At 59.0% G+C, this 12,897-nt stretch carries 13 protein-coding genes; 6 read left to right on the forward strand and 7 right to left on the reverse strand.

Annotation, left to right across the window (positions count from 1 at the left end):
- Positions 1–3: 3 nt before the first annotated feature.
- Both gsiC and gsiD read left to right on the forward strand, forming a co-directional pair.
- On the forward strand, positions 4–924 hold the full coding sequence (gene gsiC, locus DBY73_RS16820; RefSeq protein WP_112012214.1) for a glutathione ABC transporter permease GsiC: 921 nt from the start codon (positions 4–6) through the stop codon (positions 922–924).
- A gap of 1 nt (position 925) precedes the next feature.
- Entirely contained in the window at positions 926–1,837 is a 912-nt protein-coding gene (gsiD, locus tag DBY73_RS16825; protein WP_112012215.1) for a glutathione ABC transporter permease GsiD, read from the forward strand.
- Between the two features lie 102 nt (positions 1,838–1,939).
- On the opposite strand, the gene rimO is transcribed toward gsiD, so the two are convergent.
- Positions 1,940–3,265 (reverse strand): 30S ribosomal protein S12 methylthiotransferase RimO, encoded by a 1,326-nt coding sequence (gene rimO, locus DBY73_RS16830; RefSeq protein ID WP_112012216.1) that lies wholly within the window; start codon positions 3,263–3,265, stop codon positions 1,940–1,942.
- Positions 3,266–3,481: 216 nt separating this feature from the next.
- Between rimO and bssR the strand changes: the two genes are divergently transcribed.
- Together bssR and DBY73_RS16840 are read left to right on the forward strand one after the other, a co-directional pair.
- A complete protein-coding gene (gene bssR / locus DBY73_RS16835; protein WP_112012217.1) occupies positions 3,482–3,865 on the forward strand; it encodes a biofilm formation regulator BssR in 384 nt (127 codons plus the stop codon).
- Between the two features lie 106 nt (positions 3,866–3,971).
- Positions 3,972–5,090: a PQQ-dependent sugar dehydrogenase gene (locus DBY73_RS16840; RefSeq protein ID WP_112012218.1), complete on the forward strand. Its 1,119-nt coding sequence runs from the start codon at positions 3,972–3,974 to the stop codon at positions 5,088–5,090.
- Here the strand turns inward: DBY73_RS16840 and DBY73_RS16845 are convergent, their stop codons facing one another.
- The gene (locus tag DBY73_RS16845) at positions 5,091–5,717 is read right to left on the reverse strand and encodes a glutathione S-transferase family protein (RefSeq protein WP_112012219.1); all 627 of its coding nucleotides are present in this window, start codon (positions 5,715–5,717) and stop codon (positions 5,091–5,093) included.
- Positions 5,718–5,952: 235 nt separating this feature from the next.
- Between DBY73_RS16845 and dacC the strand changes: the two genes are divergently transcribed.
- Entirely contained in the window at positions 5,953–7,158 is a 1,206-nt protein-coding gene (dacC, locus tag DBY73_RS16850) for a serine-type D-Ala-D-Ala carboxypeptidase (RefSeq protein WP_112012305.1), read from the forward strand.
- A 69-nt stretch (positions 7,159–7,227) separates the two neighbouring features.
- Here the strand turns inward: dacC and deoR are convergent, their stop codons facing one another.
- From deoR to DBY73_RS16865, 3 genes are all read right to left on the reverse strand, one after another.
- Positions 7,228–7,986 (reverse strand): DNA-binding transcriptional repressor DeoR, encoded by a 759-nt coding sequence (gene deoR / locus DBY73_RS16855; protein WP_112012220.1) that lies wholly within the window; start codon positions 7,984–7,986, stop codon positions 7,228–7,230.
- Positions 7,987–8,054: 68 nt separating this feature from the next.
- Positions 8,055–8,663, reverse strand: coding sequence for an undecaprenyl-diphosphate phosphatase (gene ybjG / locus DBY73_RS16860; protein ID WP_112012221.1), 609 nt, complete (start codon positions 8,661–8,663; stop codon positions 8,055–8,057).
- A gap of 7 nt (positions 8,664–8,670) precedes the next feature.
- Complete coding sequence (locus tag DBY73_RS16865) at positions 8,671–9,399, reverse strand: phosphatase PAP2 family protein (RefSeq protein ID WP_112012222.1); 729 nt, start codon at positions 9,397–9,399, stop codon at positions 8,671–8,673.
- 168 nt (positions 9,400–9,567) lie between these two features.
- On the opposite strand from DBY73_RS16865, the gene DBY73_RS16870 reads away from it, so the two are divergent.
- Entirely contained in the window at positions 9,568–10,800 is a 1,233-nt protein-coding gene (locus tag DBY73_RS16870) for an MFS transporter (RefSeq protein WP_112012223.1), read from the forward strand.
- Positions 10,801–10,869: 69 nt separating this feature from the next.
- Here DBY73_RS16870 and DBY73_RS16875 read toward each other — a convergent pair whose 3' ends face one another.
- Together DBY73_RS16875 and DBY73_RS16880 are read right to left on the reverse strand one after the other, a co-directional pair.
- A complete protein-coding gene (locus DBY73_RS16875; RefSeq protein WP_112012224.1) occupies positions 10,870–11,682 on the reverse strand; it encodes a Cof-type HAD-IIB family hydrolase in 813 nt (270 codons plus the stop codon).
- A complete protein-coding gene (locus DBY73_RS16880; protein WP_112012225.1) occupies positions 11,672–12,886 on the reverse strand; it encodes an MFS transporter in 1,215 nt (404 codons plus the stop codon). Before DBY73_RS16880 ends, DBY73_RS16875 begins: the two co-directional genes overlap by 11 nt.
- Positions 12,887–12,897 lie beyond the last annotated feature (11 nt).

Consider the following 12,897-nt stretch of genomic DNA (forward strand, 5'->3'; position numbering starts at 1 on the left):
GGCATGCTGAATTACGTTTGTAAACGCCTGCTGGGGCTGCTCCCGACGCTGCTGATCGTGGCGGTGCTGGTGTTTTTGTTTGTCCATATGCTGCCGGGCGATCCGGCGCGCCTGATAGCAGGTCCCGAGGCGGACGCCACGGTCATTGAGCTGGTGCGTAAGCAGCTGGGGCTGGATCAGCCGCTGTACAGGCAGTTCCTGCACTATATCGGCAACGTTCTGCAGGGCGATTTCGGCACCTCGATGGTTTCGCGGCGCCCGGTATCAGAAGAGATTGCCAGCCGATTTATGCCCACCTTCTGGCTAACGATTGCCAGCATGGCCTGGGCGGTGCTGTTCGGCCTTGCGGCGGGCATCGTGGCCGCCGTCTGGCGCAACCGCTGGCCGGATAAGCTCGGGATGGCGCTGGCCGTTACCGGCATCTCCTTCCCGGCCTTTGCCCTCGGGATGCTGCTGATGCAGGTCTTCTCCGTTGAGCTGGGCTGGCTACCGACGGTGGGGGCCGATACCTGGAAGCACTATATTTTGCCTTCCCTGACGCTTGGCGCGGCCGTGGCGGCGGTAATGGCGCGCTTTACCCGCGCGTCGTTTGTCGACGTGCTGAGCGAGGACTACATCCGCACCGCGCGGGCGAAAGGGGTGAGCGAGAAGTGGGTGATCCTCAAGCACGGCTTTCGCAACGCGATGATCCCGGTGGTGACGATGATGGGGCTGCAGTTTGGCTTCCTTCTGGGCGGCTCTATCGTGGTGGAAAAAGTCTTCAACTGGCCGGGGCTGGGGCGACTGCTGGTGGACTCGGTGGAGATGCGCGACTATCCGGTGATTCAGGCGGAAGTGCTGCTGTTTTCACTGGAGTTTATTCTTATCAACCTAGTGGTGGACGTGCTGTACGCCGCCATTAACCCGGCTATCAGGTACAAATAAAATGCGATTATTGAACTGGCGGCGTGAAGCCATGATAAACGCGATGCCGGGGGTCAGGCCGGAACGCGTCAGAACGCCGTGGTCTGAATTTTGGCGGCGCTTTCGCCGTCAGCCCGTGGCGCTGGCAGCGGGGATTTTCGTCCTGCTGCTGATTGTAGTTGCGGTGCTGGCTCCGTGGATAGCGCCGTTTGATGCGGAAAATTATTTCGACTATGACCGCCTGAACGACGGCCCGTCGATGGTGCACTGGTTCGGCGTGGATTCACTGGGGCGCGACATCTTTAGCCGCGTGCTGGTGGGCGCGCAGATCTCGCTTGCCGCTGGCGTCTTTGCCGTGCTGATTGGCGCGGCGATCGGTACGGTGCTCGGCCTGGTCGCCGGGTATTACGAAGGCTGGTGGGACCGCGCGATCATGCGCATCTGCGACGTGCTGTTTGCCTTCCCCGGAATCCTGCTGGCTATTGCCGTGGTGGCGATCATGGGCAGCGGCATGGCGAACGTCATTATCGCCGTGGCGGTCTTCTCCATTCCCGCCTTTGCGCGCCTGGTGCGCGGCAATACGCTGGTGCTCAAGCAGCAGACGTTTATCGAGTCGGCGCGCAGCGTGGGGGCGAGCGATGCCACCATTCTGTTCAGCCATATTTTGCCGGGCACGGTGTCGTCTATCGTGGTCTATTTCACGATGCGGATCGGCGTGTCGATAATCTCGGCGGCCAGCCTGTCGTTTCTGGGATTGGGCGCTCAGCCGCCGACGCCGGAATGGGGCGCGATGCTGAACGAGGCAAGGGCAGATATGGTGATTGCGCCGCATGTCGCAATTTTCCCGAGCCTGGCGATTTTCCTGACGGTGCTGGCGTTTAACCTGCTGGGCGACGGGCTGCGCGATGCGCTGGATCCGAGGATAAAGGGGTAAGTTTTTGCCCCTCACCCTAACCCTCTCCCCGTAGGGGAGAGGGGACGGTTCGGAGCGTTTTTTCACCCTCACCCCTCCGGGAAGAGGGGAATAAACGCTAAATTAAACCCGGCTACCCCACAGGTCGTACTCGTCGGCGTTTTCAACCTTCACGCGAATAATATCCCCCGGCTTAACCCTGGTTTCACCGTTCAGATACACCGCGCCGTCGATTTCCGGTGCATCGGCCATGCTGCGGCCAATCGCGCCTTCTTCATCGACTTCATCAATAATCACCAGAATCTCGCGGCCCACTTTTTCCTGCAGGCGCTCGGCGGAGATCTGCTGCTGCAGCTGCATAAAGCGGTTCCAGCGTTCTTCTTTCACCTCTTCCGGCACCTGGTCGGCCAGCTCGTTGGCAGTTGCGCCTTCAACCGGGCTGTACTTGAAGCAGCCGACGCGGTCCAGACGCGCTTCTTTCAGGAAGTCGAGCAGCATCTGGAAATCTTCTTCGGTTTCACCCGGGAAGCCGACGATAAAGGTCGAGCGCAGGGTCAGCTCCGGGCAGATTTCGCGCCACTGCTTGATGCGCGCCAGCTGGCGGTCAACGGAGCCGGGACGCTTCATCAGCTTCAGGATGCGCGGGCTGGCGTGCTGCAGCGGAATGTCCAGGTACGGCAGGATTTTGCCTTCCGCCATCAGCGGGATGACGTCGTCAACGTGCGGGTAAGGGTAAACGTAGTGCAGACGTGTCCAGATCCCGAGTTTCGAAAGCTGTTCGCACAGGCCCACCATGCTGGTTTTCACCGGCTCGCCGTTGTGGAAGCCGGAGCGGTGCTTCACGTCCACGCCGTAGGCCGAGGTATCCTGGGAGATCACCAGCAGCTCTTTGACGCCCGCGTCGGCCAGGCGTTTGGCTTCGGCCAGCACCTCGCCAATCGGACGGCTTACCAGATCGCCGCGCATCGACGGGATGATGCAGAAGGTGCAGCGGTGGTTGCAGCCTTCGGAAATTTTCAGGTACGCATAGTGGCGCGGCGTCAGCTTCACGCCCTGTTCCGGCACCAGGCTCAGGAACGGGTTGTGCTTCGGTTTTGGCACGTAGTGATGAACGTGTTCCAGCACCTGCTCGTAGCTGTGCGGGCCGGTGATCTCCAGCACCTTCGGATGCACTTCGCGGATCTGATCCACCTTCGCGCCCAGGCAGCCGGTCACGATGACCTTGCCGTTTTCCGTCAGGGCTTCACCGATGGCTTCCAGAGACTCCTGGACCGCGCTGTCGATAAAGCCGCAGGTGTTGACAATCACCATGTCGGCGTTGTCGTAGCTTGGCACCACGTCATAGCCCTCGGTGCGCAGTTCGGTCAGGATACGTTCAGAATCCACCAGGTTTTTCGGGCAGCCCAGGGAGACAAAGCCGATTTTCGGCTGGTGCGTAACATTGCTCATAGGTTAAAAATTCATCAATTATGGAGTTATCAGGGCGGGATTTTACAGCGTTCCGCGGGGGATTTATACACTCTTTGCGGGGATAGGGGTGAGGTTGAACGTTGTAACAATGTAAAGAATGTTAAGCAGTTTAGTTTTATTGATCCCAGGCATTAAATTGTACAAAAAATAACCTTATTCTTATTGTGCACTAAGGCTGACAGAGGAGGAACTAGCATGTCCGTTGACAGACTGAAACGCGATCTGCTGAACAAGCTGATCGACGTCAGAATCGACCTTGCCGCCTATCTGCAGTTGAGAAAGGCGAAGGGGTACATGTCAGTCAGCGAAAGCGAACATCTGCGTGATAATCTCTTTGAACTCTGTAATTTCATGCGCGAGAAAGCGCCGACCCTGAAAGCGGAATTCGACGAAAGCGAACGGATTGCGCTGCGCCGTGCCGCCGAAACGCTTTCTGTCGCAGGGGTATGTTTGATGAACGGACACCACGACTGCCCCACGTTTATCGCCGTCAACGCGGATAAGCTCGAAAACTGCCTGACTACGATCTCGCTTTGCATCATGTGTCTGAACAAGCAGGAAAAGCTTGAACAGCATTAAGCCCGGGGGAGGCAACTCCCCCTTCTGATTAAGCTTTTGTAAAAGTGATAACGCGCCTGGGCGTTGTGGCTAATCTTTATGCCATATGCCGACAAAGGAGCGCGCCATGCATCGATCCTCGCTGATATTTATTCCCGCCCTGCTGTTTCCCGTTTCGCTTCTCGCCGCGCCCGACGCGGTCAAGGTTGAGGTGCTGCAAACCAAACTCGATCATCCCTGGTCTGTGGCGTTTTTGCCGGACGATAAGGGGCTGCTGGTCACCTTACGGGACGGGCAGCTTAAGCGCTGGCAGGCGGGAAAAGGGCTTTCTGACCCTATCGTCGGCGTGCCGAAGGTCTGGGCGAACGGGCAGGGCGGGCTGCTTGACGTGGTGCTGGCGCCCGATTTTGAAGCATCTCGTCGGATCTGGCTCAGCTATGCCGAAGCGGGCGATGACGGTAAGGCCGGAACGGCGGTCGGCTACGGCCGGCTGAGCGACGATCTCTCGCGCATTGAGGGGTTCCAGGTGGTGTTCCGCCAGATGCCGAAACTCTCTACCGGCAACCACTTTGGCGGGCGTCTGGCGTTTGACGGCAAAGGCCATTTATTCATTGGGCTTGGCGAGAACAATCAGCGCTCGACGGCGCAGGATCTCGACAAGCTGCAGGGTAAAGTGGTGCGCCTGACGGAAGACGGCAAGGTGCCGCCGGACAACCCGTTTGTGAAGACCGCCGGCGCGCGGCCGGAAATCTGGTCTTACGGCATTCGCAATCCGCAGGGCATGGCGATGAACCCGTGGAGCGACGCGCTATGGCTTAACGAGCATGGCCCGCGCGGCGGCGACGAGATTAACATTCCTGAGAAAGGGAAAAACTACGGCTGGCCGCTGGCGACCCACGGCATCAACTACAGCGGCCTGAAGATCCCCGAAGCCAAAGGCGAGCACGTTGAGGGGACGGAAAAGCCGCTGTTCGTCTGGAAAGTCTCGCCTGCCGTGAGCGGGATGGCGTTCTACAACAGCGACGTCTTTCCGCAGTGGAAGAACAAGCTGTTCGTCGGGGCGCTGAAGGAGAAGGACGTTATCGTGCTGAGCGTGGACGGCAATAAAGTGACCGAGGACGGGCGCATTCTGGGGGATAAAGACCAGCGCATCCGCGACGTGCGGGTCGGGCCGGACGGCTATCTGTACGTGTTGACCGATGAAACGGACGGGCAGCTCCTGAAGGTCAGCCCGTCCGGCACGTAATCAGCTGACCGGGATCATCACCACGTTCTGGTACGCCGGGCGCTCGCTGAGCTGCTTCAGCCAGCGCTCAAGGTGCGGGCGCGGCGTCCACTTCAGGCCCATGTTGGTCAGGTTCCAGACGAACGGCGCCACGGCAATATCCCCGACGCCAAAGGCATCACCGGAGAACCACGCGTGCTTCGCCAGCTCGTCATCCATCATCGCAAACAGCCCTTCACAGGCGTCCTGCGCGGCGTGGATGGCGGGGTAGTCTCGTTCGGGTTCCGGCGTGCGGATAAGCCCCATCAGGATCACGCGGTGGGTGGGAGAGAGCGTCTGGTTGGCCCAGTCCATCCACTTTTCACCCTGCGCGCGCTGCGCCGGGCTATCGACCCACAGGCGGCTTTGGCCATACTGGGCGGCAAGGTAACGCACAATGGTGTTCGATTCCCACAGCGTTACGTTGGTTTCTTCATCGCGCAGCAGCGGCACCAGGCCGTTTGGGTTCATGGCCAGATACTCAGCCTCTTTATTTACGCCAAACTCTAAACCGGCCATCACCTGCTCAAACGGTAAATCCAGCTCTTCCAGCGTCCACAGCACCTTCTTGACGTTGGTCGAGTTGTTCCTTCCCCACAGCGTAATCATCGTTATTCCTCAAAGAGTCAAACCCGAGAGCCGACATGGTGAGATAAACCCAACAATTACGCAACAAAGACGAAAAAAAACGCGTTAACCGAAGCGTAACCGGATGTTATTGCATAAACTTTAAAAACTTTACCTGGATTAGGTTTCTTTGAACGCTGTAGTGCGCTATTACTCATCGCTTCTTGCGACACGGTGATTGTGACGTGATTTAAGAAAGGACACTCGGGTGGCATTTATGACGCAAAAAACTTCTTCTCTGCGCAGCCTGGCGGCGGGCTCTGCGCTCCTTTTCCTGTTTGCTCCAACGGTTTATGCAGCTGAAACAACGGCTCCGGAAGCGCCACCGGTGGATGCGCGCGCCTGGATTTTGATGGACTACGCCAGCGGTAAGGTGCTGGCGGAAGGTAACGCCGATGAGAAGCTCGACCCGGCCAGCCTGACCAAGATCATGACCAGCTACGTGGTGGGGCAGGCGCTGAAGGCGGGCAAAATTAAGCTCGATGATAAGGTAACCATCGGAAAAGATGCGTGGGCGACGGGTAACCCCGCGCTGCGCGGCTCGTCGGTAATGTTCCTCAAGCCGGGCGACCAGGTGTCGGTTTCCGACCTCAACAAAGGGGTGATTATCCAGTCGGGTAACGACGCCTGTATTGCGCTGGCGGATTACGTGGCGGGTAGCCAGGACTCTTTCATCGGGCTGATGAACGGTTACGCGCAGAAATTGGGCTTAACCAACACTACGTTTAAAACCGTCCACGGCCTGGACGCACCGGGCCAGTTCAGCACCGCCCGCGATATGGCGCTGCTGGGCAAGGCGTTGATCCACGACGTGCCTGAAGAGTATGCCATCCACAAAGAGAAAGAGTTCACCTTCAACAATATCCGCCAGCCGAACCGCAACCGCCTGCTGTGGAGCAGCAACGTTAACGTGGACGGGATGAAAACCGGCACCACCGCGGGCGCGGGCTACAACCTGGTGGCCTCCGCGACGCAGGGCGATATGCGCTTAATCTCGGTGGTGCTTGGCACGAAAACCGACCGCATTCGCTTTAACGAATCTGAAAAGCTGCTGACCTGGGGCTTCCGCTTCTTTGAGACCGTTACGCCGATTAAGCCGGACGCAACCTTTATCAGCCAGCGCGTCTGGTTTGGCGACAAGAGCGAGGTTAACCTGGGGGCTGGGGAAGCCGGTTCGGTGACCATTCCCCGCGGACAGCTGAAAAACCTGAAGGCCAGCTTCACCCTGACGGAGCCACAGCTCACCGCGCCGCTGAAGAAAGGTCAGGTTGTCGGGACCATTGACTTCCAGCTTAACGGTAAATCCATCGAGCAGCGCCCGCTGATCGTGATGGAAGCGGTTGAAGAGGGGGGCTTCTTCAGCCGGATGTGGGACTTCGTGTTGATGAAATTCCACGGATGGTTCGGCAGCTGGTTCAGCTAAGCATTTTTGCTTCTCACCCTCTCCCCGTGGAAGAGGGCCGGGGGGGGCGGGCATCAGGCCACCCCCCACTCAATACATCAACTTCACCTGCTGCGCTTTCGCATACGCCACCAGCTCGTCGTCCGGGCGGCAGTCGCTAACGATCGCGTCAAACTGCGCCAGCTCGCCCATCCTTGCCGGACGCACCTTGCCAAACTTACTGTGATCCACCACCAGCACGTGCTGCTGCGCCGCGTTGAGCGCCCAGTGCTTCACCGGCAGCTCTTCCAGGTTGAAGCAGGTTGCGCCCTGACGAACGCTGACGCCCGCAGCCGAATAAAACGCGATGTCCGGGCACAGATGGCCGAGCGTATCCTGCAGGTTAAGCGGCTTGAAGATGGCGTTGCTGGCGTGGAACTCGCCGCCGCAGAGGATCACCCGGCACTCGGGCTTCTCCTGCAGGGCCAGAAAGGTGTTTAGCGAGTAGCAGACCGCGGTGAAGGGCATGCCGCTGTCGATCGCTTCGATAATCCAGGGCGTGGTGGTGCCGCAGTCAAAAAACAGCGTCTGGTGGGGCTGAACGAGGGAGGCGGCAAGACGCGCCGCTTTGCGTTTTTCTTCAACGAGGCGCGTTTTCTGATCGCTCAGCAGGTAGTGGCTGGCGGCGCGCGGCTCTAGCACGATATACCCGCCCAGCAGCACGACGGGCGCGCTGTCGCTGTTCAGATCGCGACGAATGGTCATCTCAGAAACGCCGAGCAGGGCGGCGGCCTCCTTGAGATGAAGCTTATCGCTGCGCTTCAGCGCCTGAATGAGCTGAGCAATGCGGTCATCGCGTCGTGTTTCCATAGTTCCTCGGGAATAAAAAAGTAAGCCCCCGCAGGGCGGGGGCTCAAGTGTAACCCGTAGGACCTGGGTTAGTCACGTATCCAGCCTTTGCGGATGGGCAGGGCAAACAGCACGCGATACAGCTGAGACAGCCCGCGATAAAGCGCCTGGCCAAACAGGTTCCACAGGATTGCCGCGCTGACGCAGCCGATCAATCCCACCAGGAATCCGCCGACCATGTCCAGCGGCCAGTGGACCCCCAGATAAACGCGTGACCACGCGATAGCGACCGCCGTTGCCATTAGCACCGCACCGGACCACAGGCGATGCCAGAAGAGGAAGGCCAGCGCAAAGGTGAAGATTACCGTGCCGTGGTCGCTCGGGAAGGAGTCGTCCGGCGCGTGGTGCAGGAAGGTATAGCCGACGTGGTCGACAAACGGACGGTCGTGCGGGAACGCGTGTCCCAGAATGAAGCTGGTCAGCACGCTGACGCCGATCGCCATGGAAACCTTAATCACCAGCTGGCGCTGCGCGCTGACCTGCTTGCGCGGCCCCCACAGCCAGAGAATGACCGCCAGAGCGGGAACGATGCTGATCAGGTCCCTTGCAACAAACGTGGCAAAATCAATCATCCACTCGGGTGAAGCCGGCGTAGCGTTAATCAGATAAAACAAACTGTAGTTGAGACTCTCTAACATACCCTCGTCACTCTTTTGCAAACCAGGTGGAAACAAGCCCGTAGACCGCCACCTGAGAAAACCAAACCCACCACCCGGCCCACAGGTTGTGAGAGAAAAAATGCGCCCCGCGCATCACCTGCCCATAGCCCATCGCCAGGCCCAGAACACTACCCAGCGCAACAAAGCCCCAGGCCAGACGCGGACGTTCGCGCCAGAAGGCAAAAAACAGCCCCATCACCATAAAACCGCTGGAGGCGTGGCCGCCCGGGAAGCAGCGTCCGGGGCCGCTGTTGTCCGGCGCAGCGCTAAACAGCGGATAAGAGACCGCCTTGCCGCCGTACTCCACCAGGTCCCACGGGCAGCTGTGGTGGCTGATGCTTTTCAGCACGCCGACCACCAGGGCGCCGACGCCCATCAGCAGCGCGGCGGTGACCAGCCGCGCGTTGCGGCGGAAGGCGCCATAGATCAGCGCTACCGCGCCCAGCGCGATGGCGAGATATTTCGCCAGACGATGGTTCAGCAGATCCAGCAGCGCGTTTTGCTGCAGCGGGAAGCGGTGCGCTGCCGCGTCATACCAATAGCCTGTTATCCACCTGTCGAGCCCTTCATCGCGAGAAAGCCAGGTAAACAGAATGGCTAAGGCTAACAGCGTTAAAAGCTGATAACCATAAAAGCGCGTCGGCAAACGGTAAAGTTTTTTTGCCTTGGTTGTCTGCAACTTAGACAATTCTGAAGGGCTGGAAGTGTATGCCATAATCGGGGCCAATGACGTGAAATTAGCGCTATCATATTTGTGTCAAATTAAGGAAACCTTAAACGGCGACGATAAGTGCTTTATTTCTGTTATCCCTCGATAATTTGCTGTCTCAGGCTGGGCCAATTCATTACACTCAACGCGATTTTTTCACCATAAAGAGATTGCATGACAAATCGTTCTTCTTCCGGTAACCGTCTGGGCCGTCAGGCGTTACTATTCCCCCTGTGTCTGGTGCTCTACGAATTTTCCACCTATATCGGCAACGATATGATCCAGCCCGGCATGCTGGCCGTGGTCGAGCAGTTCAACGCAGGGATTGAGTGGGTTCCCACCTCCATGACCGCCTATCTGGCAGGCGGCATGTTTTTGCAGTGGCTGCTGGGGCCGCTGTCGGATCGCATTGGCCGTCGTCCGGTGATGCTGACGGGCGTGGTGTGGTTTATCGTCACCTGTCTCGCCACGCTGCTGGCGCAGAATATTGAACAGTTCACCCTGCTGCGTTTTCTTCAGGGCGTCAGCCTGTGCTTTATCGGCGCGGTGGGTTATGCCGCCATTCAGGAGTCGTTTGAGGAGGCGGTGTGTATCAAAATCACCGCGCTGATGGCCAACGTGGCGCTGATTGCCCCGCTGCTGGGGCCGCTGGTGGGCGCAGCGTGGGTGCACGTCGCGCCGTGGGAGGGGATGTTTGTCCTCTTCGCCGCGCTTGCTGCCGTTTCCTTCTTTGGTCTGCACAGGGCGATGCCGGAAACCGCGACGCGGCTGGGCGAAAAGCTGTCGCTGAAAGAGCTGGGCCGGGACTATAAAGAAGTGCTGAAAAACGGCCGCTTTGTGGCGGGCGCGCTGGCGACGGGCTTTGTCAGCCTGCCGCTGCTGGCGTGGATTGCCCAGTCGCCGGTCATTATCATCAGCGGCGAAAAGCTGAGCAGCTACGAGTATGGCCTTTTACAGGTGCCGATTTTTGGCGCGCTGATCGTCGGTAACCTGGTGCTGGCGCGCCTGACCGCACGCCGCTCCGTGCGGTCGCTGATTATCATGGGCGGCTGGCCGATTGCCGCTGGCCTGATTGTGGCCGCGGTGGCGACCGTGGCGTCCTCCCACGCCTACCTGTGGATGACGGCGGGGCTGAGCATTTATGCCTTCGGCATCGGCGTGGCGAATGCCGGGCTGGTGCGCCTGACGCTGTTCGCCAGCGAAATGAGTAAAGGCACCGTGTCGGCAGCGATGGGGATGCTGCAGATGCTGATTTTCACCGTCGGCATTGAGGTGAGCAAACATGCTTACGCCTTCGGCGGTAACGGGCTGTTCAGCCTGTTCAACCTCGCCAACGGCGCGCTGTGGGTGGCGTTGATGGTGGTGTTCCTGAAGGACAAGCGCGTAGGGAATGCCCTGCAACCTTAACCTGTTTATTCCCTCTCCCCTTTGGGGAGAGGGTCAGAGTGAGGGGAGAGGGCACCAAACCACACGGAATCAATTAAACGGCGCTTCCCCGTTCAGCGCTTTCTCAATCACGTCCAGGACGCCCTCATCGTTATTATGCGGTGCTTCGAAGCGGGCAACCGCCTTGATGTGCGGCCTGGCGTTCGCCATCGCGAAGCTAAATCCCGACTGGCGCAGCATTTCCACATCGTTGCCGCTGTCGCCAAATGCCACCACCTCATGGTCTTCAATGCCCCAGCGCTTCTGTAATATCTTCAGGCCGTTGGCCTTATGCACGCCGGGTATAATCAGGTCAATACTGCCGTGACCGGTGGTGACGGGCACCATGATGTCGCCCAGCTTTTCATGCAGCATTGCCTGAATGCGCGGGATTTCATCGTCAGACACGTTAAGGCCAAACTTAAAGAAAATGTCGTTCAGATTGTCGAAATTATCGACCTTTTCCAGGCGATGATAATATTTCGCCGCCATAGCGTGGAAGCCGTCATGATACTGTTTCAGCGTATAGGCGCTGCCTTTGCCGCAGGCGATAATTTCAATTTCGGCAACGTCGCCAAGCAGGGTGGTCACGGTGTCAAAATCTTCTTTCGACAGCTCGCCGTTAAACACGTCTTCGCCAGCGCTGACCACCCAGCCGCCGTTTTCCGCCACGAAGGAAATCTCATGGGCGATTTCCGGGAAAAACGAAATCAGCTGGTAGTACTGGTTACCGCTGGCCACCACGAAGCGAATGCCTTGCGCCTTCATGCGCGCGTACTGCGCCAGAAAACGCGCGCGGTTGTAGGTTTTCGCGTCGCTCAGGAAGGTGCCATCCATGTCGACTGCAATCAGTTTAACGCTCATATCCCTTCTCCAGTGTCGTCTTTTCTGTTTCCGGCTTTGCTACCGCGCGGGCGACCAGCGCGGCGATCATTACCAATCCTAATACTACCAGCATGGCGCTGCGCAGCCCGTAGTGCTCGCCGAGGAAGCCAAGCAGCGGCGGGCCTACCAGGAAGGCAAGATAGCCGGTCGTGGCGACCACGCTGACGCGGGTTGGCGCGTCCGGCCCGGTATCGCTGGCGGCGGAAATCGTCAGCGGGAAGCCGAGCGAGGCGCCAAGCCCCCACAGGATCACCGAAACGCCGGCAATCCAGTCCACGTCCACAAAGATGATCATCGCGATGCCCAGCCCGCCCAGCAGGGCGCTGGCGCGTACCACCGCCACGCGGCTGTAGCGGTCAATAAACCAGCCGCCGGTAAAGCGCCCCACCGTCATGCCGAGCGTAAATCCGGCGTAAATCAGCGAGCCGGATGTCGGGCTAAACCCGTGGCCATCCACCATCAGCAGCGGCAGCCAGTCGTTGGCCGAGCCTTCGGCGAAGGCCATCGCCAGCACCACCACGCCAATCAGCATCAGCTGGAAATCGCGATAAAAGGGCAGCCCTTTTTCAGCCGATTTCTGTTCTTCAGCGGAGTTTTTTCCCGTGCCGTCGGGGATCGCCCGAATGCCGGTCACAATCGGAATAATGCAGACCAGGGCCGCCAGCAGAATGTGCAGATTGGCGGCGATGCCAAACGCCGTCAGCGCCATGCCGACGCCCGCGCCCGCCAGCGTGCCGAGGCTGTAAAAGCCGTGCATCATCGGCAGGACGGTTTTGTCCATTTCGCGCTCAACGGCAGCGCCTTCAACGTTAATCCCCACCTCTGCCGCGCCGAAGCTGCCGCCGAAGACCGTGAGCCCGAGGGCGAATATCAGAGGAGAAGCAAACCACAGCGCGACGCTGAGCACCATCATGCCCAGCACCGCGCAGCACATGGTGGTGCGGATCACCGCTCGGGTGCCGAAGCGCTTCACCAGCCAGGCCGAACACAGAATGCCGCTCATCGAGCCTATCGACAGGCCAAACAGCACGATGCCCATCTCCGCAGTCGAGACGGAGAGAATGTCGCGAATGGCAGGCGTCCGCGTGGCCCAGGAGGCCATCAGCAGCCCTGGAATAAAGAAGAACATAAACAGCGCCCACATGCGCAGCTGCAGGGCCTTACGAGGAGAGGTCAAGGTCATTGGGGTCAATA

The sequence above is a fragment of the Enterobacter sp. RIT418 genome, from assembly GCF_003057745.1.
In the GTDB taxonomy this organism is placed as follows: domain Bacteria; phylum Pseudomonadota; class Gammaproteobacteria; order Enterobacterales; family Enterobacteriaceae; genus Enterobacter.

Coding starts and splice junctions, on each gene's coding strand:
- gsiC (WP_112012214.1), top strand. CDS start 4: ATGCTGAATTACGTTTGTAAACGCCTGCTGGGGCTGCTCCCGACGCTG.
- gsiD (WP_112012215.1), top strand. CDS start 926: ATGCGATTATTGAACTGGCGGCGTGAAGCCATGATAAACGCGATGCCG.
- rimO (WP_112012216.1), bottom strand. CDS start 3,265: ATGAGCAATGTTACGCACCAGCCGAAAATCGGCTTTGTCTCCCTGGGC.
- bssR (WP_112012217.1), top strand. CDS start 3,482: ATGTCCGTTGACAGACTGAAACGCGATCTGCTGAACAAGCTGATCGAC.
- DBY73_RS16840 (WP_112012218.1), top strand. CDS start 3,972: ATGCATCGATCCTCGCTGATATTTATTCCCGCCCTGCTGTTTCCCGTT.
- DBY73_RS16845 (WP_112012219.1), bottom strand. CDS start 5,717: ATGATTACGCTGTGGGGAAGGAACAACTCGACCAACGTCAAGAAGGTG.
- dacC (WP_112012305.1), top strand. CDS start 5,953: ATGACGCAAAAAACTTCTTCTCTGCGCAGCCTGGCGGCGGGCTCTGCG.
- deoR (WP_112012220.1), bottom strand. CDS start 7,986: ATGGAAACACGACGCGATGACCGCATTGCTCAGCTCATTCAGGCGCTG.
- ybjG (WP_112012221.1), bottom strand. CDS start 8,663: ATGTTAGAGAGTCTCAACTACAGTTTGTTTTATCTGATTAACGCTACG.
- DBY73_RS16865 (WP_112012222.1), bottom strand. CDS start 9,399: ATGGCATACACTTCCAGCCCTTCAGAATTGTCTAAGTTGCAGACAACC.
- DBY73_RS16870 (WP_112012223.1), top strand. CDS start 9,568: ATGACAAATCGTTCTTCTTCCGGTAACCGTCTGGGCCGTCAGGCGTTA.
- DBY73_RS16875 (WP_112012224.1), bottom strand. CDS start 11,682: ATGAGCGTTAAACTGATTGCAGTCGACATGGATGGCACCTTCCTGAGC.
- DBY73_RS16880 (WP_112012225.1), bottom strand. CDS start 12,886: ATGACCTTGACCTCTCCTCGTAAGGCCCTGCAGCTGCGCATGTGGGCG.